The following is a 23107-nucleotide window of genomic DNA, read 5'->3' on the forward strand; positions in this document are numbered from 1 at the left end:
TTATGCGTAATGATAAAGGAGACAGCCGTCATTTCGTCTTTCGCCAGCCAATAAGCCAGGTGACAACGCCAGCGGCCATCAGCCAGGCTGGCATCATGCCCCACTCAGGACGGTAGATGAATAACAGCGTACCACTGAGTAATAAAACAGCGCCTATACCAAACAGATAACGGGACTGCCCCTGGCGCACGTGTCGCCCCTGGAGGTCGCGCGCAATGGCATCGACGCTATTCTGCAACTGCTTGCTTTGCTGCAGGCTCTGGTACACCAGCTCAGGTATTTCCGGCATTCTCTCGATCCAGAACGGCGCCTTTTCTTTAAACGCGCGAACCAGAGCCGGAATGCCAACCTGCTCTTTAATCCACGACTCAAGGAACGGCTTCGCCGTTTTCCACAAGTCTAACTGAGGATAGAGCTGGCGGCCTACCCCTTCTACGTAAAGTAATGTCTTCTGTAACAGCACCAGCTGCGGCTGCACTTCCATATTGAAGCGTCGGGCCGTGTTAAACAGGTTCAACAACACATGACCGAACGAGATTTCCGCCAACGGTTTTTCAAAAATTGGCTCGCAGACGGTACGGATAGCGAACTCAAACTCTTCAACATTGGTATCCGGAGGAACCCAGCCGGAATCAACGTGCAGTTCAGCAACCTTACGATAATCGCGGTTGAAGAAGGCAATGAAATTTTCTGCCAGATAGCGCTTATCTTCTTTGTTCAGCGAACCAACAATACCACAGTCAATACCAATGTACTGCGGGTTTTCCGGATGACTACGACTGACAAAAATATTACCCGGATGCATATCGGCATGGAAGAAGCTGTCGCGGAAAACCTGAGTGAAGAAAACCTGTACCCCGCGCTCAGCCAGCAGCTTCATGTTAGTACCCTGCGCCTCCAGAGCGGCGACATCAGAAACCGGGATCCCGTAAATCCGCTCCATGACCATCATGCCCTCGCTACAGTAGTCGGAATAGACTTCCGGAACATAAAGCATCGGGCTATCTTCAAAATTACGACGAAGTTGAATAGCGTTCGCCGATTCCCGAAGCAGGTTGAGTTCATCAAGCAGCGTTTTTTCGTATTCGCGAACCACTTCCTGCGGGCGAAGGCGGCGACCGTCGGGCAACAGATGGGGTACCCAGCGGGCGAGGCGGTAGATGAGCTTCATATCTGCCTTGATAACCGGCACGATATCCGGGCGGATTACCTTAATCACAACCTCTTTCCCGTTTTCTTTCAGACGGGCGGTATGGACCTGGGCAATAGAGGCAGAAGCAAGCGGTTCGATGGAAAAATCATCAAACCAGGCGTCAATCGGTAACCCCCCCATCGCTTGCTCAATCTGCTTTTTAGCCTGATGACCGTCAAACGGCGCGACGCGATCCTGCAGCATCGCCAACTGATCGGCGATATGTGGCGGGAACAGGTCGCGACGAGTCGAGAGCATCTGGCCAAACTTAATCCACACCGGCCCCAGTTCTTGTAGCGCAAGGCGTAAACGCTCGCCAAGAGGTTTATCTTTATGGCGGTTTGGCATCCAGAACAACATCCGCCGCCAGATTCGCAACGGCAGCGTGATTCGCATTTTGGGGATGAGCTCATCAAGCCCGTAGCTCAAAAAAGTGTGGATGATGAAATACAGTCGCCGTAATTCTCCTGGCGTCATTTGCCCTCCAGCGTTTCCAGCCGTTTTTCCAGCACGGCCAGCTCTCGTTCTACCGCATCGCTTTCCTCAGCAAACCAGGCCAGTTCCAGCGGGCCCGGCGCCAGGCGCCACTCTTCGGTAATCGCCTCTGCAATATAGTGCTGCTGGCGTTGAACGCCATGAAGAAAAAAACGAGCGCCGCCGCGGAAGACTTTACTAAAGCCTTCGGCAACAACATCGCCCGTGTACGGCGCCAGCAGTTCAGCCGGGTCAAACTCTGCCAGATCGCACAGCATGATAGTATTCTGTACAACCTGCAGGTCGCCCTGCACTTCAAGATCGCCGCTACGAATCAATGACGTGAGCTGCTGGCGGTTGCGCAGTTGCGGGAGAACGCTAAAACGCGTCATTACGGTACAGTCAGACTCACCTTCCCATGCCCCCAGCACATCCACCTGGCGTTCGCTAAAAACCAACACAATAGGATCGGAAAGTTCTTGTAGCTCAACGCGCAACACTTTCCCCAACAGGCGCTGGCGGGCGGGTTTAAGCGCCCTGTCGCGCCAAAGAAAGGTATTGAGAACCGTCTCCAGGCCGGCGGTAACCAGTGGTTTGAAAGGCATAGCGTCCCCCTGTCAGAACTTATAACCGCGGTGCAGCGCAACGATACCTGCCGTCAGGTTGTAATAATCGACGCTTTCAAAACCTGCGTCCTGCATCATGGCTTTCAGGGTGTCCTGATCGGGGTGCATTCGGATAGATTCAGCAAGATAACGATAGCTTTCAGCATCTTTAGCGACCAATTCCCCCACTCGCGGCAGTATATGGAAAGAGTAGGCGTCATAGGCCTTGCTAAGCGGCTCAATAATCGGTTTCGAGAATTCCAGCACCAGCAGGCGACCGCCCGGTTTCAGCACACGATACATGGATCGCAGCGCTTTTTCTTTATCGGTGACATTACGCAGGCCAAATGAAATGGTAATGCAATCAAAAGTATTGTCCGCAAAAGGAAGCGCTTCCGCGTTAGCCTGGACATATTCGACATTGCCGACGATGCCAGTATTACGCAGCTTCTCACGGCCCATTTTCAGCATAGAGTCGTTGATATCCGCCAGCATTACACGGCCGTTTTCGCCGACCAGACGCGAGAATTTCGCCGTCAGATCGCCCGTACCACCGGCCAGATCCAGCACCGTTTGCCCTCGACGCACGCCGCTGCAGTCGATGGCGAAACGCTTCCACAAACGATGAATACCGAACGACATCAGATCGTTCATCACATCATATTTTGCGGCGACAGAATGAAATACATGCGCAACCATGTCAGCTTTCTGTTCTTTGGCAACTGTCTGAAAGCCAAAATGGGTCGTTTCTTGTGAATCCTCAACCATCTCAATGCCTGCTTGCTTATTAAGAAAATGTACGTTGAGTGTAACAGGTTTAGCGCACTTCCCATACGCTTCAACGTGTCTGAGCGCGCTTCTCATGCCTTGCCGCAGCAGCAGATTCTGATGAACATTCATTATCTTCCGGTGAGTTAGCATCGCCTGTAAGGCGATATTTATCATCCTGTGCTGTCGCCTGTTCAACTAACTCCGGATTAATTCCACGCTTGATCTCCACGCCAAGACCACGGAATGATTCCGCCTGAACCAGCAAGTTGCCGCGTCCGGATGCGAGTTTTTTCATTGCCTGGCGGTAATTTTCCTGAGCTCTATCCAGGCTCTGGCCGATAGCTGACATATCATCGATAAATAAGCGCATTTTGTCATACAGACGCCCCGCCCTTTCAGCAATTTTCTGCGCGTTACGGCTCTGATGCTCATAGCGCCAGAGATTAGCGATGGTACGCAATGCCACCAGCAGCGTCGTCGGACTCACTAGCATAATATTGTTCTTCAGCGCTTCGCTAATCAGCTCCGGTTGACGATCGATTGCCAGCAGGAAGGCGGGCTCTACAGGGATAAACATCAGAACATAGTCGAGCGAGCGCAGCCCTGGCAGTTGCTGATAGTCTTTACGGCCCAGCAGGCGCATATGGTTACGCACCGAGGCAATATGCTCCTGCAGCGCCGCCTCACGACTGTAATCATCTTCAGCATTGAAGTAACGCTCGTAGGCCACCAGCGTCATCTTGGCATCAATAACCACATCTTTTCCCTGCGGCAGACGGACAATAACATCCGGCTGCATTCGTGCGCGGTTGTCCGTTTCGATACTCACCTGGGTTTGATATTCATGTCCTTCCCGCAGCCCTGATGCTTCCAGTACGCGGGTCAACACCACCTCGCCCCAGTTGCCCTGGGTTTTGTTATCGCCCTTCAGCGCGCGGGTCAGGTTTAGCGCTTCCTGGGCCATTTGCGCATTTAGCTGCTGAAGATTGCGGATTTCATGCGCCAGGGTGTGGCGCTCCCGCGCTTCCTGGCCAAAGCTATCCTGCACCTGGCGACGGAAGCCATCCAGTTGCTCGCGTAACGGCGTCAATAAGCTGTGCAAGCTCTGGCGATTCTGCTCATCAACGCGTCGATTACTGTGCTCAAATATGCGGTTTGCCAGATTTTCAAACTGTTCGCTAAGCCGCTGCTCGCTGTTAACCATCTGGCGGATTTTATCTTCCGCATGCAGTTGTGTGGATTCAAGGCGGGTTGTCACTTCACGAAGATCGGCCTCCAGCGAGGTGTTGATATCACGCAGGCTGCGCAGCTCATTATTCAGCAACGCGCACTCTTCTCGCCAATGGGACTCTTGCGCCAGTTGCTGACGGGCCGCGCTCAGCTCAATATCCAGCTCGCGCCGCTCTTCTGTCAGATCGGCACGAATTTGATCGGCGTGCGCTTTCGTTGCCAGCCAGCCCACGATAATCCCCACGGCCAGCGCCACAACAGCACTAATAAGAATCGAGATATCCACAACGCCCCCTGCGGCAACCACATACAGCACAAAATAGAATTGTGCTGTACAAACGTCCAGTTGGGAAGGGTTTTCCTGAGAAGTTCTATGTAAAAGGCAGGGCCAGAACATCCAGCCCTGAGTAGAAAAGAGAAAATTACAGCAGGCGGCGCGCCGCTTCCACGACGATTTTCACCGCATGGCTTTCGGTTTGCTGCATGGTCTCTGCGTTCGGAATTTCCTGCTGGGTACGGTTTACGATAACTCCGGCAACCATCCCGGCACGCAGACCCTGGCTGGCACACATGGTCAGCAGGGTGGCGGATTCCATTTCATAGTTCATCACGCCCATCGCCTGCCACTCTTCCATTGAGCCTTTAAAACGGCTCACGACGCGCCCAGAGAAGGTATCGTAACGTTCCTGTCCCGGATAGAAGGTATCAGAGGAAGCCGTTACGCCAATATGCGTTGTCGCACCAACGGATTTCGCCGCTTCAACCAACGCGGTGGTACATTCAAAATCAGCCACCGCCGGGAACTCCATAGGCGCAAAGTGCAGACTGGCGCCGTCCAGGCGAACGGAAGCGGTAGTCACCAGCACATCGCCGACATTAATGTGCGGCTGAATCGCGCCGGTAGTACCGATACGCAGAAAAGTACGGATGCCCAGTTGAGCCAGTTCTTCCACGGCAATAGAGGTCGATGGGCCGCCGATACCGGTAGAGCAGACAATCACCGCTTTACCCTCCAGCTCAGCCCGCCAGGTGGTGAATTCACGATGAGATGCCAGTTTAACTGGCTTATCCATCAGCGCGGCGATCTTTTCCACACGCTCAGGATCGCCAGGGACGATAGCCAGCGTAGCCCCTTGTAAATCATTTTTGGTGAGCCCGAGATGAAAGACATCAGACCTGGACATAAAAAACTCCTCTGTGGGTAGAATTATCAGCAGAAGCAAAACGGTACTTTACAGAAGCTGCTGGTTCATTTTTGTGATTCCTATCACTATGAATTAAACTCATTGCAATAACTTTCCACAAAATAGTGATAAACATCACATTAACAAACTGAATCACAGAACCCTGAACAAAAGATAGTCGGTTTCGGGCTCTGTGTTTGGCTAACGTCCTGTCCAGAGCAGCTATAGTTATTGATGCGCTAATACATTAAGGGTACGGAGAATGCCATGACGACAACCAAGCAAACCGGCTTTGCGCCTGCAGCCACGCCGCATGCCTCTACCGCTGTGCACACATCAGATGAGAACATCGTCTTCGGGGAGACATCTATCCCTTCCCAGGGGGATAACATGCCCGCATTCCATGCCCGTCCGAACAAGGTCGAAGGCCCACTGCCCGTCGTTATCGTTGTGCAGGAAATTTTCGGCGTGCACGAACATATTCGTGATATTTGCCGCCGTCTGGCGAAGGAGGGATATCTGGCTATCGCGCCAGAGCTGTACTTCCGCCAGGGCGATCCCAATGATTTTAGCGACATCCCTTCGCTATTCCAGGGACTCGTCCAAAAGGTACCGGACTCTCAAGTGCTGGCCGACCTCGATCACGTCGCCAGTTGGGCTTCCCGCAACGGTGGCGACGCCCATCGCCTGCTCATTACCGGCTTCTGCTGGGGCGGACGCATCACCTGGCTGTACGCCGCGCATAATCCGCAGCTCAAAGCCGCCGTTGCCTGGTACGGTAAACTGGTTGGCGAGAAGTCGCTTAACTCGCCGAGGCATCCGGTAGATATCGCCGTTGATCTGAACGCCCCGGTGTTAGGGCTCTACGGCGCGAAAGATGACAGCATCCCGCAGGACACGGTAGAAACCATGCGTCAGGCGCTACGGGCCGCCAATGCCACGGCGGAAATCGTCGTGTATCCGCAGGCAGGTCATGCCTTTAACGCCGATTATCGCGCCAGCTACCATGAAGAGTCGGCGAAAGAGGGCTGGCAGCGAATGCTGGCATGGTTCGCGCAGTATAGCGGGAAGCGCAGTTAACGATTAGCGATTGCCGATATGGCGGCTCACCATTCCGGCAATAGTCCCGTCCGCTATCCATAAAGAAAGACAGCGGCACACCCACTCATAGTGCTGCGGAGCGTTGCGCGGCACGCAAATGGCCTGACGTATCTGACTGAAATTGTCGGGCAAAATGCGAAACTGGGGATGGTCTCGCACGGCGCTTTCCAGCGGCTGGCGAATACCGGCCGCCATATCGCCTTCGCCAGCAATAAATGCGCGGATAGCATCCTGGGACGTGGCGTACTGGCGCAACGTCGCATGTTTTAATGTGCGGCTCAGATACAGCGCATAAGCCGCGCCTTTGCCGACGTTAATCACCACGCCTTCGCGATCCCTCTCCTGTACCGACTGTATCGTACTGCCGTTTTTAACGATTAATGAGCTTTCAATCGTGACGTAGGGAGGTGTAAAGCAAAGCCTGTCCTCCCGGGCCGGATCGATGGCGAGAAAGGCGATATCCCACTCCCCTTTCAACGCCACATCGACCACCTGTCCGGCCGTCGGCCAGGTAATAAACCGCGCTTCGCGCTGGCACTCTGCCGCCAGCATTTTCGCCAGTTCGACGGTTATCCCGCCCGGAGAACCATCCGGTAACACTGTCGCCAGAACCGGGTTACCCAGATTAATGGCAAACCGCAAATCCCCTTCTTGCTCGTCGAGTTCACGCATCATTCACCTCCGGACAGTTAACAGCAGATGCTTAACTGTAGTCAAAGCGCTTACCTCTGAGCAAACGACGTTGACGACCTGCCATTACCCCGGTCACAGAGTGATTGTATGCTTCCGGGGAAGCGTTTGCGTCAGATCGGGGTAGCGAGCATCTGTGGTCAACGCCTTGAGGACGGGCGTACCCGAATGCCGCTTAGTTACGCCTGGCGCAGATTCTGCGCGGCTTTAACCATGTTCGCTAACGCGGCGCGGGTTTCCGGCCAGCCGCGGGTTTTCAGGCCGCAGTCCGGGTTCACCCACAGGCGCTCTGCCGGGATTCGCTGCGCGGCTTTCTTCAGCAGCGCTTCAATCCATTCCACGCTCGGCACGTTCGGCGAGTGAATATCGTAAACCCCTGGCCCGATTTCGTTCGGGTAGTCGAACGCTTCAAACGACTCCAGCAGTTCCATGTCAGAACGCGAGGTTTCGATGGTGATGACATCCGCATCCAGCGCGGCGATGGAATCCATGATGTCGTTAAACTCGCAATAACACATATGAGTGTGGATCTGCGTCTCATCCCGCGCTACGGCGGCATTGATACGGAAAGCCTCCACGCCCCACGCCAGATAGGCATCCCAGTCGCTGCGCTTCAGCGGCAGCCCTTCACGCAGCGCCGGTTCGTCAATCTGGATGATACCGATGCCGGCCGCTTCCAGGTCCGCCACTTCGTCACGCAGCGCCAGCGCGATCTGCTTAGCAATGGTTTCGCGAGTCACGTCTTCACGCGGGAAAGACCAGCAGAGAATCGTTACCGGACCGGTCAACATGCCTTTTACCGGCTTGTCGGTCAGCGACTGGGCATATTTCGCCCACTCAACGGTAATCGCCTCCGGACGGCTGATGTCGCCAATTACTACCGGAGGTTTTACGCAGCGGGAACCGTAGCTCTGCACCCAGCCATTCTGGGTGAAAATAAAACCATCCAGGTGTTCACCAAAGTATTCCACCATATCGTTACGCTCGGCTTCACCGTGCACCAGTACATCCAGGCCCAGGCGCTCCTGCTCAATAATCGCCTGCTTGATATGCTCAGCAATGCCGGTACGGTAGCGGTTCGCGTCAAGATTGCCCTTTTTGAAGTCCAGACGCAGGCTGCGGATCTCGGTGGTCTGCGGGAAAGAACCGATGGTGGTGGTCGGCCAGGCCGGAAGCTTAAAGCGCGCCCGTTGCGCGGCAGCGCGGACTTCATAGCCATTCGCTCGCTGGCTGTCCTGAGCGGAGATCGCCGCCAGCCGTTTTTCTACCGCAGGATTATGCACGCGTGTTGAATGGCGACGAGCCTGGATCGGCGCGCTCCATTCGGCAATCGCGGTCGTATCGCCACTGTTCAGGGCATCCCGCAGCAGAGCCAGCTCGGCGCATTTTTGCAGGGCGAAGGCAAACCAGCTCTTCACTTCCGCATCAAGGCGCGTTTCCACGCTCAGGTCGATCGGGCTGTGCAGCAGCGAACAGGAAGAGGCCACCCACAGTTCACGTTTGCCGACGATATCTTTAATTTGCGCATATTTCTCGGTGAGATCGGCGCGCCAGACGTTGCGGCCGTTAATCAGGCCCGCGGAGAGCAGCCAGTCAGCAGGCAGACGTTTATGCAGTTCTGCGACATCATCTTTGCCGTGTACCAGATCCACGTGCAGCCCCTGTACCGGCAGTGCGGCGATGGTGTCGAGATTGTCGGTAATGCCTTCAAAGTAGGTGGTCAACAGCAGTTTAACCTGGCCGCTGAGCGCTTCGTAAGCCGGTTTAAAGGCATCCAGCCACGACTGCGGCAGTTCCAGCACCAGCGCCGGTTCATCGATCTGTACCCACTCAATGCCGCGTTTCGCCAGCTCAGACAGCACCAGCTGGTAGACCGGAAGGATATCGTTCAGCAGGCTCAGGCGATCGAACTGTTCGCCTTTGACTTTACCCAGCCACAGATACGTCACCGGACCCAGCAGAACCGGTTTCACCTTATGGCCGAGCGCCAGCGCCTCGTCCACTTCATCCAGTAGCTGGGTCCAGGCCAGTTTGAATTGCTGCCCCTTGACGAACTCCGGAACCATGTAGTGATAGTTAGTGTTAAACCATTTGGTCATTTCCGCCGCCGCAGCCGGTTCACCGGTCGGCGCGCGGCCACGGCCAATGCGGAACAGGGTATCGATATCGACGGAGCCGTCTTTGTTCTGATGACGAGCCGGCACATTGCCAAGCCACAGGCTGGTGGTCAGAACATGGTCGTACCAGGCGAAATCGCCCACCGGCAGCAGGTCAATGCCCGCCTGCTTCTGCTGTTCCCAGTGGCGGGCGCGCAGTTCACGGCCAACTGCCAGCAGCTCTTCGCGGCTGATGTTCCCCGACCAGTAGCTCTCTTGCGCTTTTTTCAGCTCACGACGCAGACCAACGCGAGGGAAACCGAGGGTATGATTAATAATTGTCATTTTTATAACCTCATAATGTGCAAATCCTAAGGATTTTAAATTCAGAGAAGGCGGCAAGTTTGCTTATCCCCGGGAGCTTACATAAGTAAGTGACCGGGATGAGGAAACGTAGCCAACGCACGATTAATTTAAAAGACGACGGATTTTTTAGACGTCCAGATGTTTACACATCCATAATTGGCGGTTACTGTATATTCCTCAAGCGCAAATTATTCATGCCGAAGTGAAGGACTTTCATGATCGAGATTAAACACCTGAAAACGCTCCAGGCGTTGCGGAACAGCGGTTCTTTGGCAGGTGCCGCAATGGCCCTACATCAGACCCAATCCGCCTTGTCCCACCAGTTCAGCGATCTGGAACAGCGCCTTGGCTTCCGTCTTTTTGTGCGTAAAAGCCAGCCGCTGCGTTTTACGCCGCAAGGCGAGATTCTGCTGCAGCTGGCAAATCAGGTGCTGCCACAAATCAGTCGCGCCCTGCAGGATTGCAATGAACCGCAGCAAACCCGTCTGCGTATCGCCATTGAATGCCATAGCTGCATTCAGTGGCTCACCCCCGCGCTGGAGAATTTCCGTGCCCGCTGGTCGCATGTGGAAGTGGATTTCCAGTCCGGCGTCACCTTCGACCCGCAGCCCGGTCTGCAGCAGGGCGAGCTGGATCTGGTGATGACATCCGATATCCTGCCGCGCAGCGGTCTGCACTATTCGCCGATGTTTGATTACGAAGTGCGCCTGGTGATGGCGCCGGATCACCCGCTGGCAACCAGAACGCGCATCGCGCCTGAAGATTTAGCAACGGAGATACTGCTGATTTATCCGGTGCAGCGCGGGCGCCTGGATATCTGGCGTCACTTCCTGCAACCTGCCGGGATCAGCCCGCAGTTAAAGAGCGTCGATAATACGCTGCTGTTAATTCAAATGGTTGCCGCACGGATGGGGATTGCCGCCCTGCCGCACTGGGTAGTGGAGAGTTTTGAACGCCAGGGTCTGGTGGTAACCAAAACCCTGGGCGAAGGATTGTGGAGTCGACTGTACGCCGCGGTTCGCGATGGCGAGCAGCGCCAGCCGGTCACTGAGGCGTTTATTCGCTCAGCACGGAACCACGCTTGCGACCACCTGCCGTTTGTGCGGAGTGCGGAGCGACCCAGCGGCGATGGACCCACAGCGAGGCAAGGATCACCAGAGCCCCAATAATAAAGCTCGGCCAGCGGGGTTGCTCTTGCCAGATGGCAAGGTTCACCAGCAGTCCGGCTGGCACATGCATATTGTTCATGATGCCGAGCGTACCGGCGTCCACTTGGGTGGCGCCGTAGTTCCACATAAAATAGCCAATTCCCGATGCCGCCACGCCAAGAAATACCAGAATTCCCCACTGAAGCGACGTTTCCGGCATTTTCTGCGTATTACCCAGCAGAGACCAGGCAATAGCCGCCACCAGAAACGCCCCGACGTAGAACCAGGCAAAAGCGTTATGCTGCGGCATAGGGCGCGTTTCCATCAGCCGCTTATAGCCAACCATCCCGATAGCGAAGCTGATGTTGGAGAGTTGCACCAGTATCAAACCGGTCCAGAAATGGTTGGTCACCTGGTCATAACGGATAATTCCGGCGCCGATAACCGCCAGTAACGCGCTACAGGCATAGCCCCAGCGCAAACGACGTCGGCTCATGAGATCGTAAATCAGCGTGATGTAGAGCGGTGTCAGGACGGTAAACAGCAGAAGTTCAGAAACCGTCAGGTAAAGATAGGCCTGGAAACTCAGCATATACATGATGCCGAGCTGCATCGCGCCCACCAGCATATACAGGCCGATGGTTGCCAGGCTCTGCCCACGGGTGCGCAGGAAAGGCAAAAACACCAGAGCGGCCAGGCCAACCCGCGCCAGCACCGCAAAATAGCTATCGACATGGCCAGCCAGGTATTCGCCATACAGGCTAAAAGAGAAAGCCCACAGGATAGTGGTGATAATCAGTAGCGCCACAATAAATGTCTCGTAGAGTAAAGAACATTCATTGTAGCGGAGTGAACGGTTGACAACTGTTCACTCACCGAGCAATCGTCAATCTTTTTTAGTCGAGATACAGTTTACGCAAATAGTGAGGGACGGCGTCATCGGCGTTACTGCCAATCACCTCCAGTTCAGGGTGCAGATCTTTCAGACGCTGGTGGGCGTCAGCCATGATGCAGCCTTTACCCGCCATCGACAGCATTTCCGCATCGTTCATGCCGTCGCCGAAGGCGATGCACTCTTTGAGGCTATAACCGAGCATTTTCGCCACCGCTTCCAGCGCATGCCCCTTCGACACCCCGCCCGCCATCACTTCAAGGCAGGTTACGGTAGAAAAACTGACGTTGACGCGATCGCCCCAGCGGGCGTTGATCGCCTGCTCCAGCGGCAACAAATGCTCGTGCTTGTCGCAGGTAAAAAAGACCTTACTGATCCCTTCAGGGTCCAGCTCGCCCGGCGCATATAGCTTATAACTGAACACCGCTTCTTTGAAGAAACGCATCTCTTCCGGACGATGGCGGTTCATATACCACTCATCATCACGATACACGTTGGTCACAATCGCCGGATCGCTACGCATCATCTCAAACAGATCGGTGGCGATATCGCGGTCAAGGTTGTGGGCAAATATCTGCTTCCCTTCGCTATCGTGCACACGCGCGCCGTTAGAGGTGATCATGTAGGATTTAATGCCGAGATTATCGCGAATTTGCCCGACATCAATGTAATGACGGCCAGTCGCAAACACAAAGTTGATGCCGCGGGCGGTAAGCAGCTTTAGCGTCTCTTTGGCGTAGGGCGTTAAGCGGTGATCGGGGGAAAGCAGCGTGCCATCTAAGTCAGACGCAACAACCTGGTACATAAAAATTTTAACCTCTAAGCAGGGCGACTAGCGTTTCGCCGGATTAATGATGTCGACCAAAAAAATCGACGATAGCATTCAGCGCAACTGAGCGCATGGCGTCCTTTTCAAAAAGGATCTCATGGTATGCCCCGTGTATGACAAATGGTTTATTTCCTTCACAAGGGTGACCGCCAGCGGTGCGGAGTGCACAGTAACGATCGTGCATTCGATTATCGACCACCCGATCGTCCTCCGCCTGGAGCAACAGCGTGGGCGTGACGTCTTTTTCCGCACCGGCCAGTACCTCTTCGCCAGCGAGAATCCCCTCACGCACCCAGTGAAACGTCGGCCCGCCGACCCGCAACTGTGGTTCATCGGCATAAAAACGCAGGTTGCGGCGATAGCGTTGACGGCTATGCGTCAATACATTGACCGCAAAAGGCAACGCCCGCCAGCGACCGGTTCCGATGGCGTATTCTTCACGAATGCGCTGATGGCCCTCAGCCCAATCCAGAATATGGCGCACCATCCATTCAGGTAAACGTATGACAATGCCGAACATCGGCGCGCAGAGCGCCATCGCATCACAATGCTGCCGGTAACGCTGTAAAAATAACGTCGCGATAGCTCCGCCCATTGAATGGGCCAGTATAAAACGTTTCCGCCAACGTCCGGGAACCACTTCCTGCTGCCAGAAGGCGGCAAGATCCTCAACATAATCACTGAAATTAACAACGTGCCCGCGATGGGTATCGGAAAGCATCCGTCCGGAACGCCCCTGACCACGATGATCGATAATCATCACATCAAAGCCGCTGAGGAAGAGATCGTAAGCCAGTTCGGCATACTTCACATAACTTTCAATGCGACCCGGGCAGATAACAACAACCCGGTCATGATGTTGAGCGCAGAAACGAACAAAGCGTACCGGGACATTATCCACTCCCGTAAATTCCGCCTCTTCCCGCTGATGCCAGAAATCGGTCAACGGCCCCATAGTAAAGGCCGCAAACGCGTTTTCTCGTGTTTCCCAGTCCTTTTGCTGCAAAAACATCGGGTTTACACCCCTGATAACCGCTGAAAATCGTTTTTTTATCGTGTATCACACAATGCTCACACAATAGCGTATTGTGGCATAAAAACAGACAATCAGGGAGTTTCTCATGACGTTCGAGTGGTGGTTTGCCTATCTGCTGACATCAATTATTCTCAGCCTGTCGCCGGGGTCCGGGGCGATAAATACGATGACCACCTCAATCAACCATGGCTACCGCGGCACGGCGGCATCTATCGCCGGACTACAGACCGGGCTGGGCATTCATATCGTACTGGTCGGCGTCGGCCTGGGGACGCTGTTTTCGCGTTCCGTACTGGCTTTCGAAATCCTCAAATGGGCGGGCGCCGCCTATCTTATCTGGCTCGGTATTCAGCAGTGGCGGGCTGCGGGCGCTATCAACCTGAATACCCTGGCAAAAGTGCAAACCCGCGGGAAGTTGTTTAAACGGGCGATATTCGTGAACCTGACCAACCCAAAAAGTATTGTGTTCCTCGCGGCGCTGTTCCCACAGTTTATCGTGCCACACCAGCCCCAGATGATGCAGTACCTGATACTTGGCGTTACCACCATCGTGGTCGATATCATCGTGATGATTGGCTACGCGACGCTGGCGCAACGCATCGCCGCATGGATCAAAGGGCCGAAGCAGATGAAAGCGCTGAATAAGGTATTCGGTTCGCTATTTATGCTGGTTGGTGCGCTGCTGGCCTCCGCCCGTCACGCCTGAGAAGTGGCCGGAGGAAGTCGTACAGAATCCCGAACGGGACATTGACGATACCGCGGTATTTACAGCAGCTCCGTCAATAAAATCAGGCCCACCCGGCCCTCATGGGTGGGCCGCAGGATGCCTAACGCGAAATAATCAGATGAATACCAAAACCGGCAAATAGCGTACCGGCAATACCGTCGATCCACTTCGCCATCCGCTGATAGCCGCGACGCATTCCCGGCAGCGCAAACAGGCTGGCAACCACCGTAAACCAGGCCAGCGTCTCCAGCACGATCAGCAGGAAAATGCCCCAGCGCACGCCTGAACTCACGTCATCTCCCACAAACAGCGAGAAAACGGAGCCAAAGTAGATAATCGCTTTTGGGTTAGCCAGGTTGGTCAGTAGCCCTTTCAGGAAGCTACGACCGCTACGCGCCAGCTCAACCTGAGGTTCCGCCGCCGCCTGGCTTTTCTTAAGCGCACCACGCAACATCTGCAAGCCCATCCAGCACAGATACAACCCGCCGCCAACCATAACAATGGTGTGCAGCCAGGCCATCTTCTCGATGATCAGATTCAGGCCGAGCAGCGCAACGCCCGCCCACACCATGACGCCGCAGGTGATCCCCAGCACGCCCATCATCGCCTCCTTGCGGGAGCGACTGACAGCGGTTTGTGAGACAAAGAAGAAGTCCGGACCCGGACTCATCAGCGCAATGATATGCACCAGCGCCACGGTGAAGAAGAGTGTCAACATGATCGGCTCGCAGGAAAATAGTCAGAACAGAAACTATATTTGCACTTTTTCGCCTGGCTGACTACTCATCATCACCATCCACGTGACTGCGAATCAAAGCCATAAACGCTTTACCGAAACGCTCGAGTTTCCGCATGCCGACGCCGTTGATGCTAAGCATCTCACTGGCGCTAAGCGGCGTTTGCTCAGCCATCTCAATCAGCGTCGTGTCGTTAAACACCACATAGGGCGGAATATTCTCTTCATCAGCAATGGCTTTACGCAATTTACGCAGCTTAGCAAACAGCTTGCGATCGTAATTACCGCCAAAGGATTTCTGCATCGCCTTCGGCTTCAGCGCCACAATACGCGGTACCGCAAGCTGCAACGAAACGTCCCCGCGTAGCACCGGGCGGGCGGCTTCGGTAAGCTGTAGTGCGGAATGGCGGGCAATATTCTGCGTCACCAGCCCCAAATGGATAAGCTGGCGGATCACGCTGACCCAGTGTTCATGGCTCTGCTCGCGCCCGATACCATAGACCGGCAGCTTATCGTGCCCCATCTCGCGAATCCGCTGGTTATTAGCGCCGCGCAGCACGTCCACCACGTACCCCATACCGAAACGCTGATTCACGCGGTAAATCGTCGATAGCGCCTTACGCGCGTCCATTAAGCCGTCGTACTGTTTCGGCGGATCGAGGCAGATGTCGCAGTTGCCGCACGGCTCCTGACGCCCTTCACCAAAATAGTTGAGCAGTACCAGACGACGGCAGGTTTGCGCTTCAGCAAACGCCCCCATCGCGTTGAGCTTATGTCGCTCAATATCCTGCAATGGCCCGACGGGCTTCTCTTCAAGACAGCGCCTGAGCCACGCCATATCCGCCGGATCGTAAAACAACATCGCCTCGGCAGGCAGGCCATCACGCCCGGCGCGCCCGGTCTCCTGATAGTAGGATTCAATATTGCGGGGAATATCGAAATGCACCACAAAACGGACGTTCGGTTTGTTGATGCCCATCCCGAAGGCCACCGTCGCCACTACGATTTGCAGGTCGTCACGCTGGAACTTCTCCTGCACATTGGCGCGAATATTGTTTTCCAGACCGGCGTGATAGGCCGCTGCGCTGATCCCGCGGCTTTGCAAACGTGCGGCGGTATCTTCCACTTTCGAGCGGCTATTGCAGTAGATAATGCCCGACTTGCCGCGCTGCTCCTGCACATAACGCATCAGTTGATCCAGCGGTTTAAACTTTTCCATCAGCATATAGCGGATATTGGGACGGTCGAAGCTACTGACCTGAATCAGCGGATCGCTTAGCCCCAGCAGGCGGACAATATCGCGGCGGGTGGTGTCATCAGCGGTGGCGGTCAGCGCCATAAACGGGATCTGCGGGATCCGCTGACGCAGTTGTCCCAGAGCGGCGTATTCCGGGCGGAAATCGTGCCCCCACTGGGAAATACAGTGTGCCTCATCCACCGCCACCATCGCCAGATTCCAGTGCGTGAGATGCTCAAGGAAGTTATCCAGCATCAGACGTTCCGGGGCGATATACAGTAAGCGAATCTGCCCGCTGCGACAGCCCGCCATCACCTCCTGCTGCTGTTCGCGGCCCTGCGTTGAGTTCAGGCACGCCGCCGCCACGCCGTTGGCCAGCAGTTGATCGACCTGGTCTTTCATCAGCGAGATCAACGGTGACACCACAACGGTCAGGCCGCCCAGCACCAGCGCCGGAACCTGATAACACAGAGACTTTCCGCCGCCGGTCGGCATCACAACCAGACAATCCCGTCCGGCCAGGGCCGTATCAATAATGGTTTGCTGGCCGGGGCGAAACTGCTGGTAGCCAAAGGTTTGCTGTAAAACCTGCTTAGCCAGCGATTCGTGATTTAATACTTCCGCCTGCGCCACGTTGACCCCACATCCCAGAAAAGAAAACAGGCGCTATTTTCAGCGCCTGAGCAGCAGAGTGCAATGATTAAAACAGATCGTTGAGCATCACCCCGACGCCGACGCGAGTCTGATTAAAGTTATAATCAATGAGCGACTCACCATAACCGCTATAGACCTGCGTATAGACGCGCACATGTTTGGTTATCGGATAGCTCACCCCCAGCTCAGCGCCGCCATAGCCGGTATTCCAGTTATATTGCCCCTGTGCGCTGAAAATCGCATCGCCCAGTTGATAGCCCACTTTCAGGCGGTAATAACCCATATATTTAGTGATATCCGGATTGTCGTCGGTGCTGCCAATAACGTACCAGGGCTTCACTTCCACCAGCCAGTTGCCGTTTTGCGCCATCAGCCGGGTATAGAGCCGGTTCCAGCTGCGGGAGGTGGGATCGGAACGACCATTAGAGTCGTGGTTATAACCCATCTCAACGTCACGGAGCGTCCAGCCGGCGAGCGTGTAGTCGGTCGCAAAACCGAGAAACAGCTGCGGCTCATAGTTGGTTTCACGAAACGGCGCGGATTCTTTGCTATTGGAGAGCTGCCACCAGGATTTTTGCGTGTAAGAGGCCCCCAGCAGCGAGTTATCGCCGAGGATCCCCCGCCACAGCGGAAATGCCAGGCTGAGCTGGAACTTCACTTCGTCTTTCCGCGCATTCTCAGCCCAGTCATAGCTGCGAATCGCCTCTTTGTTAAGATCGCTGGTCCACGTATAGAGCAGATAGTTGCTCTCATAGGGATAAAGTAAAAACGGATTATCATGGTCCTGCAACAGGTTAGCGATAATACTCCCACGAACGGCCGGAGTGTCATGAACCTGTTCATTCGCCGGCGCGTCCTGCGCCAGAACGCCGACCGGAAGCGCAACAAGCGCCAGCAGGCAGGCTAAAGAGATACGCATTGCTGTTCTCCTGGATGGATAATTATTATTTCTGTTTAACCCTGTCTGTATTCTACCTGGATTAGGCGCTTTCTGAGCCGTTATCTGTTCTTAAAGTAGAAATCAATATTTCAGAAGCATAAAATCAACATCTCGTTAACTTATGGGATGTTGTTATGTCTGAACTTACCGCCGATGCCGCTCTTAAGCTGGTGGGAGAAATCTTCGTTTATCATATGCCTTTTAATCGTGCTTTAGGGCTGGAACTGGAGCGCTATGAAAAAGAGTTTGCTCAACTTAGTTTTAACAACCAGCCGATGATGGTCGGCAACTGGGCACAAAGCATTTTACATGGCGGAGTGATCGCCTCAGCGCTGGATGTCGCCGCAGGGCTGGTCTGCGTAGGCAGTACGCTGACGCGCCACGACACCATCAATGAAGAAGAGCTGCGCCAGCGCCTGTCGCGGATGGGCACCATCGATCTACGGGTCGACTATCTGCGTCCGGGACGCGGAGAACGCTTTACCGCCACCAGCAGCCTGCTGCGCGCCGGTAACAAAGTGGCGGTCGCCCGTGTAGAGCTGCATAACGAAGAACAGGTTTATATCGCCAGCGCCACGGCAACGTATATGGTGGGTTGATTGCCATAAATCGAGTAACATCACTCTCTTTGGCAATGGATTTGTACTGATGGATGCGAAACAAACGCGGGTGGGGGTTCTGTTGGCTCTCGCCGCCTATCTTATCTGGGGTATCGCGCCTGCGTACTTCAAGCTTATCGACTATGTTCCCGCCGATGAAATTCTGACTCACCGCGTGATTTGGTCCTTCTTCTTCATGGTGGCGCTGATCAGCATCAGCCGCCAGTGGCCGCAGGTTAAAAAGCTGCTTAAAACGCCGAAAAAGGTGCTTCTGCTGGCGCTGTCCGCTGTGCTGGTAGGCGGTAACTGGCTGTTATTCATCTGGGCGGTGAATAATCATCATATGCTGGAAGCCAGTCTTGGCTATTTTATAAATCCGCTGGTGAATATTCTGTTGGGAATGATCTTCCTTGGCGAGCGCTTTCGCCGGATGCAGTGGCTGGCAGTACTGCTGGCCGCATGCGGCGTTCTGGTGCAGCTCTGGACCTTTGGTTCGCTGCCGATAATCGCGCTCGGCCTGGCGTTCAGCTTCGCTTTTTATGGGCTGCTGCGTAAAAAAATCGCCGTTGATGCACAAACCGGGATGCTATTTGAAACCCTATGGCTGCTGCCCGTCGCCGCTGTTTATTTATTTGGCCTCGCCGATAGCCCGACCAGCCATATGGGGCAGAACCCATGGTCCCTGAACCTGTTGCTCATGGCGGCGGGTGTTGTCACGACCGTTCCACTGCTGTGCTTTACCGGCGCGGCGACACGTCTGCGTCTCTCCACGCTGGGATTTTTCCAGTATATCGGCCCAACGCTGATGTTCCTGCTGGCGGTGATGTTTTATGGCGAAGTGCCGGATGCGGACAAAATGGTGACCTTCGCCTTTATCTGGGTCGCGCTGGCGATCTTTGTGATGGATGCGGTTTACACAATACGCAGAACGCGTAGGCCATAATGAAAAAGGAACCGAAGCGCCTTTCAGGTGACAGGCAGGATGCGATCCGCCGCCATTGCCGGGCGGCGCTTCGCTTGCGCAGACGAGCCAGGTGATATCTCGGGGCACATAGGTCGGGCAAGGCGACAGCCGCCACCCGGCTGAGACGTTAAACCGTCTTTCCTCGCGTCAAAAAGACTTTTTTACAGCCAGTTTTTACGCTTAAAGTACAGATACGGCGCCAGGCCCGCGAGCATCATAAAGACAATCGCCCCGGGATAACCAAAACTCCAGTGCAGCTCGGGCATAAACTCAAAGTTCATCCCGTAGCTGGAAGCCACCAGCGTTGGAGGCAGGAACACCACGGAAACCACCGAGAAGATCTTGATGATGCGGTTCTGTTCAATATTGATAAAGCCCATCGCCGCCTGCATCAGGAAGTTAACCTTCTGAAATAACGATTCATTATGCGGCAGCAGGGATTCGATATCGCGCAGGATTTCACGCGCCTGTTCCAGTTGGCCAGTGGGTAAGCGCGCTTTGCGCACGAGGAAGTTCAGCGCCCGCTGGGTATCCATCAGACACAAGCGAACTTTCCAGCCGATATCTTCCTGCTCCGCCAGCGTAGAGAGCGCTTCGTCATAATCATCGCCCTGGCGGCCTTCCATAATCACCCGGCTGAGCTTTTCCAGATCGCTGTAAATGTTTTCAATTTCATCTGCCAGCTGTTCAATTTTGGTTTCGAACAGGTCGAGCAGCAGCTCGTAAGCATTACCGTCAACCATTGCCTGGCTGCGGGCACGCATGCGGTACAGACGGAAAGCAGGCAACTCTCGCTCGCGCAACGTAAACAGTCGCCCTTCGCGGATAGTAAACGCCACGGTGGAGTTACCGGCGTGATCCTCTGCATCTTCGAAGAAGAAAAACGAGTGGATATGCAGGCCGTCTTCGTCCTCAAAGAAACGCGCTGACGCTTCGATATCTTCCAGTTCCGGACGAGTCGCCAGGTTCTGGCCCAGTTCCGTTTGCACGCGGCTTCGTTCATCGTCATCAGGCTCGACAAGATCGACCCACACCGAACTGGCGAGGTGCTTGATCTCATCGGCTTCCAGGCGCGTTAAACGATTATTTTCCAGTTGAAATGCGCTCAGCATGACCGGGACTCCCAATGCAAAAAATTATTGGACAGTTCGTATGGGCACACAGAAACAATTTAGGTTTCAGACCATTAAGCCTGACTCAGCGCGACGGGAATAGAACGAGTCGCCGACAACCGCTAAGGCTATCAGCATAAGAGGATAGCCTTAGGAGTTGTTCCTGATGGGCAGGAAATTGAGCCAGCATCTACTGGGTGTGTCCAAGGCGAATGTCCTCTTAGCGTAATCGTGCGCGCATGTTACGCCAGCGCAAAAACGGCGTCAACACGCAACGGAACGCTTAAGAAAAAATCAGTCTCCTTAAGATATAAAGAGAGAAAAATATTACAAAATAATGATATTTTTCTTAACGTTATACTGTTTCCAGCCGGGCATAAGCGGCAACCAGCCATTTAATCCCTTGCCCCTGAAATGCAACCTGTAGCCGACTGTGTTCGCCGCTGCCTTCGAGATTGACAATGGTGCCCTCGCCAAACTTCGCGTGGCGCACCCGCTGGCCCAGTTTATAGCCGGTATCGTTTTCCGCCATCGGCGTTCCCATACGCTGATGGCTGACGGGACGGCTCACCGTCGCCCGCAGCCGTACCTCTTCCACGCACGATTCCGGCAGTTCGCCGATAAAGCGCGACGGGCGATGATAAACCTCTTTGCCATACAGGCGGCGGGTTTCCGCGTAGGTCAGGGTCAGCTTCTGCATCGCGCGGGTCACGCCAACGTAGGCCAGACGGCGCTCCTCTTCCAGACGCCCGCCTTCATCAAGCGCCATCTGACTCGGGAACATGCCTTCTTCCACACCGACGATAAACACCTGCGGAAACTCCAGCCCTTTCGCTGAGTGCAGGGTCATCAGTTGTACCGCGTCCTGCCAGGTATCCGCCTGCCCTTCGCCCGCTTCCAGCGCGGCGTGGGAAAGAAACGCCTGTAGCGGCATGAGATCTTCGTCTTCTTCGTTGTAGCTGAACTGACGCGTTGCCGTCACCAGTTCCTCTAAGTTTTCGATACGCGTCTGGCCTTTCTCGCCTTTCTCCTGCTCGTACATCATGCGCAGGCCGGAATCTTTAATCACCCGGTCAGTCTGTACATGCAGCGGCATATCGGCGGTTTCCTGCGCTAACGCGTCAATCAGCTCCATAAAACGCTGCAGCGCACTGGCGGCGCGCCCGGCGAGCACTTTATCTTTTAACAGCTCACGACAGGCCTGCCACAGCGTCAGTTGACGATCGCGCGAGGTCTGGCGCACCACATCAAGGGTACGATCGCCGATGCCGCGCGTTGGGGTATTCACCACGCGCTCAAACGCCGCATCGTCATTGCGGTTAGCGATCAGACGAAGATAAGAGAGCGCATCTTTGATCTCCTGACGTTCAAAGAAGCGCATGCCGCCATAAATACGGTACGGCATGCTGGCCTGCAGTAGCGCTTCTTCCAGCACGCGCGACTGGGCGTTGCTGCGATACAGAATCGCACACTGCTCCAGCGCCCCGCCGTTCTCCTGCCAGGTTTTGATGCGGTTGACGACAAAACGCGCCTCATCAAGATCGTTAAACGCACAGTAAAGTGAAATCGGCTCGCCGTCGGCGCCGTCGGTCCACAGCTTTTTGCCCAGACGCCCGCTGTTGTTCTCAATCAGGGCGTTCGCCGCGCTAAGGATATTACTGGTCGAACGATAGTTTTGCTCCAGACGAATAGTTTCCGCGCCGGGGAAGTCTTTGAGGAAGCGCTGGATGTTTTCCACCTGCGCGCCGCGCCAGCCGTAAATAGACTGGTCATCATCGCCGACGATCATCACTTTACCAGTGTCGCCCGCCAGCAGGCGGATCCACGCGTACTGAATATTGTTGGTATCCTGGAATTCGTCCACCAGGATATTGCTAAAACGCTCACGATAGTGCTGAAGGATATGCGGCTTATTCAGCCACAGTTCGTGCGCACGCAGCAGCAACTCGGCGAAGTCCACCAGCCCGGCGCGATCGCAGGCTTCCTGATAGGCCTGATAGACCTTCTGCCAGGTTTGCTCAACCGGGTTGCCGTAGCTTTGAATATGATGCGGACGCAGACCTTCGTCCTTCTGGCTATTGATGTACCACATCGCCTGACGCGGCGGCCACTGCTTCTCATCAAGATTCATGGCCTTAATCAGGCGCTTGAGCAAGCGCAACTGGTCTTCGCTGTCGAGGATCTGGAAATCCTGGGGCAGATTCGCGTCGAGGTGATGAGCGCGTAGCAGACGATGCGCCAGCCCGTGAAAAGTACCGACCCACATTCCCCCCTGAGAGGTCCCCATCAGTTGACCAATACGCTGGCGCATTTCCGCCGCTGCTTTGTTGGTAAAAGTCACTGCCATAATGGAATAAGGGGAACAGTTCTCGACGCTCAACAACCAGGCAATACGGTGTACCAGCACCCGCGTCTTACCGCTGCCCGCCCCGGCCAGAACCAGCATGTTAGTGCGTGATGCCGCAACGGCTTCACGCTGTTTGTCATTGAGGCTGTCGAGCAGGTAAGAAACGTCCATTGGCAC

At 54.8% G+C, this 23107-nt stretch carries 21 protein-coding genes; 5 read left to right on the forward strand and 16 right to left on the reverse strand.

From position 1 onward, the window contains the following. Positions 1-28: 28 nt before the first annotated feature. The 5 genes from ubiB to udp all read right to left on the reverse strand — a co-directional run bounded on the left by ubiB (position 29) and on the right by udp (position 5456). Positions 29-1669 carry a ubiquinone biosynthesis regulatory protein kinase UbiB gene (gene ubiB / locus FN037_RS23210; RefSeq protein ID WP_138362115.1) on the reverse strand — a complete coding sequence of 547 codons (1641 nt, stop codon included), beginning with the start codon at positions 1667-1669 and terminating at the stop codon, positions 29-31. Further along, positions 1666-2271, reverse strand: a complete 606-nt coding sequence (locus FN037_RS23215; RefSeq protein ID WP_138362114.1) for an SCP2 domain-containing protein — start codon at positions 2269-2271, stop codon at positions 1666-1668. Before FN037_RS23215 ends, ubiB begins: the two co-directional genes overlap by 4 nt. A 12-nt stretch (positions 2272-2283) precedes the next feature. Continuing rightward, positions 2284-3039, reverse strand: coding sequence for a bifunctional demethylmenaquinone methyltransferase/2-methoxy-6-polyprenyl-1,4-benzoquinol methylase UbiE (gene ubiE, locus FN037_RS23220; RefSeq protein ID WP_138362113.1), 756 nt, complete (start codon positions 3037-3039; stop codon positions 2284-2286). A gap of 70 nt (positions 3040-3109) precedes the next feature. Next, complete coding sequence (rmuC, locus tag FN037_RS23225; RefSeq protein WP_138362112.1) at positions 3110-4558, reverse strand: DNA recombination protein RmuC; 1449 nt, start codon at positions 4556-4558, stop codon at positions 3110-3112. A gap of 136 nt (positions 4559-4694) precedes the next feature. Further along, positions 4695-5456, reverse strand: a complete 762-nt coding sequence (udp, locus tag FN037_RS23230) for a uridine phosphorylase (RefSeq protein WP_142503255.1) — start codon at positions 5454-5456, stop codon at positions 4695-4697. 267 nt (positions 5457-5723) lie between these two features. On the opposite strand from udp, the gene FN037_RS23235 reads away from it, so the two are divergent. Continuing rightward, the gene (locus tag FN037_RS23235; RefSeq protein ID WP_142503256.1) at positions 5724-6536 is read left to right on the forward strand and encodes a dienelactone hydrolase family protein; all 813 of its coding nucleotides are present in this window, start codon (positions 5724-5726) and stop codon (positions 6534-6536) included. A 3-nt stretch (positions 6537-6539) separates the two neighbouring features. Here the strand turns inward: FN037_RS23235 and FN037_RS23240 are convergent, their stop codons facing one another. Further along, positions 6540-7232, reverse strand: coding sequence for a transporter substrate-binding domain-containing protein (locus FN037_RS23240; protein ID WP_374043527.1), 693 nt, complete (start codon positions 7230-7232; stop codon positions 6540-6542). A 194-nt stretch (positions 7233-7426) separates the two neighbouring features. Beyond that, entirely contained in the window at positions 7427-9688 is a 2262-nt protein-coding gene (metE, locus tag FN037_RS23245) for a 5-methyltetrahydropteroyltriglutamate--homocysteine S-methyltransferase (RefSeq protein ID WP_142503257.1), read from the reverse strand. 236 nt (positions 9689-9924) lie between these two features. Between metE and metR the strand changes: the two genes are divergently transcribed. After that, positions 9925-10878 carry an HTH-type transcriptional regulator MetR gene (gene metR / locus FN037_RS23250; RefSeq protein WP_138362103.1) on the forward strand — a complete coding sequence of 318 codons (954 nt, stop codon included), beginning with the start codon at positions 9925-9927 and terminating at the stop codon, positions 10876-10878. On the opposite strand, the gene FN037_RS23255 is transcribed toward metR, so the two are convergent. From FN037_RS23255 to pldB, 3 genes are all read right to left on the reverse strand, one after another. Further along, positions 10766-11665, reverse strand: a complete 900-nt coding sequence (locus FN037_RS23255) for a carboxylate/amino acid/amine transporter (RefSeq protein WP_138362102.1) — start codon at positions 11663-11665, stop codon at positions 10766-10768. The two genes, metR and FN037_RS23255, sit on opposite strands and share 113 nt — an antisense overlap. Before the next feature lie 88 nt (positions 11666-11753). Continuing rightward, positions 11754-12554: a sugar/pyridoxal phosphate phosphatase YigL gene (yigL, locus tag FN037_RS23260; RefSeq protein ID WP_138362101.1), complete on the reverse strand. Its 801-nt coding sequence runs from the start codon at positions 12552-12554 to the stop codon at positions 11754-11756. Between the two features lie 43 nt (positions 12555-12597). Continuing rightward, the gene (pldB, locus tag FN037_RS23265) at positions 12598-13590 is read right to left on the reverse strand and encodes a lysophospholipase L2 (protein WP_138362100.1); all 993 of its coding nucleotides are present in this window, start codon (positions 13588-13590) and stop codon (positions 12598-12600) included. Between the two features lie 109 nt (positions 13591-13699). On the opposite strand from pldB, the gene rhtB reads away from it, so the two are divergent. Then, positions 13700-14320, forward strand: a complete 621-nt coding sequence (gene rhtB, locus FN037_RS23270; RefSeq protein WP_138362099.1) for a homoserine/homoserine lactone efflux protein — start codon at positions 13700-13702, stop codon at positions 14318-14320. A 121-nt stretch (positions 14321-14441) separates the two neighbouring features. On the opposite strand, the gene rhtC is transcribed toward rhtB, so the two are convergent. From rhtC to pldA, 3 genes are all read right to left on the reverse strand, one after another. Next, complete coding sequence (rhtC, locus tag FN037_RS23275; RefSeq protein ID WP_138362098.1) at positions 14442-15059, reverse strand: threonine export protein RhtC; 618 nt, start codon at positions 15057-15059, stop codon at positions 14442-14444. Between the two features lie 61 nt (positions 15060-15120). Continuing rightward, positions 15121-16947 (reverse strand): ATP-dependent DNA helicase RecQ, encoded by a 1827-nt coding sequence (gene recQ / locus FN037_RS23280; protein WP_138362097.1) that lies wholly within the window; start codon positions 16945-16947, stop codon positions 15121-15123. Positions 16948-17014: 67 nt separating this feature from the next. After that, positions 17015-17887 (reverse strand): phospholipase A, encoded by an 873-nt coding sequence (gene pldA / locus FN037_RS23285; protein ID WP_138362096.1) that lies wholly within the window; start codon positions 17885-17887, stop codon positions 17015-17017. Between the two features lie 155 nt (positions 17888-18042). On the opposite strand from pldA, the gene yigI reads away from it, so the two are divergent. Next, entirely contained in the window at positions 18043-18507 is a 465-nt protein-coding gene (yigI, locus tag FN037_RS23290) for an acyl-CoA thioesterase YigI (RefSeq protein ID WP_138362095.1), read from the forward strand. Between the two features lie 49 nt (positions 18508-18556). Then, positions 18557-19450 (forward strand): EamA family transporter RarD, encoded by an 894-nt coding sequence (rarD, locus tag FN037_RS23295; RefSeq protein ID WP_138362094.1) that lies wholly within the window; start codon positions 18557-18559, stop codon positions 19448-19450. Between the two features lie 182 nt (positions 19451-19632). Here the strand turns inward: rarD and corA are convergent, their stop codons facing one another. The 3 genes from corA to uvrD form a co-directional block, all read right to left on the reverse strand. Continuing rightward, entirely contained in the window at positions 19633-20583 is a 951-nt protein-coding gene (gene corA, locus FN037_RS23300; RefSeq protein WP_138362093.1) for a magnesium/cobalt transporter CorA, read from the reverse strand. A 150-nt stretch (positions 20584-20733) separates the two neighbouring features. Continuing rightward, a complete protein-coding gene (gene ysgD, locus FN037_RS24815) occupies positions 20734-20790 on the reverse strand; it encodes a YsgD/CorL family protein (RefSeq protein WP_349817343.1) in 57 nt (18 codons plus the stop codon). 148 nt (positions 20791-20938) lie between these two features. Next, the gene (gene uvrD, locus FN037_RS23305; RefSeq protein ID WP_138362092.1) at positions 20939-23101 is read right to left on the reverse strand and encodes a DNA helicase II; all 2163 of its coding nucleotides are present in this window, start codon (positions 23099-23101) and stop codon (positions 20939-20941) included. Positions 23102-23107: the final 6 nt, after the last annotated feature.

This window comes from Klebsiella sp. 2680 (assembly GCF_900198535.1).
GTDB lineage: Bacteria > Pseudomonadota > Gammaproteobacteria > Enterobacterales > Enterobacteriaceae > Klebsiella > Klebsiella indica.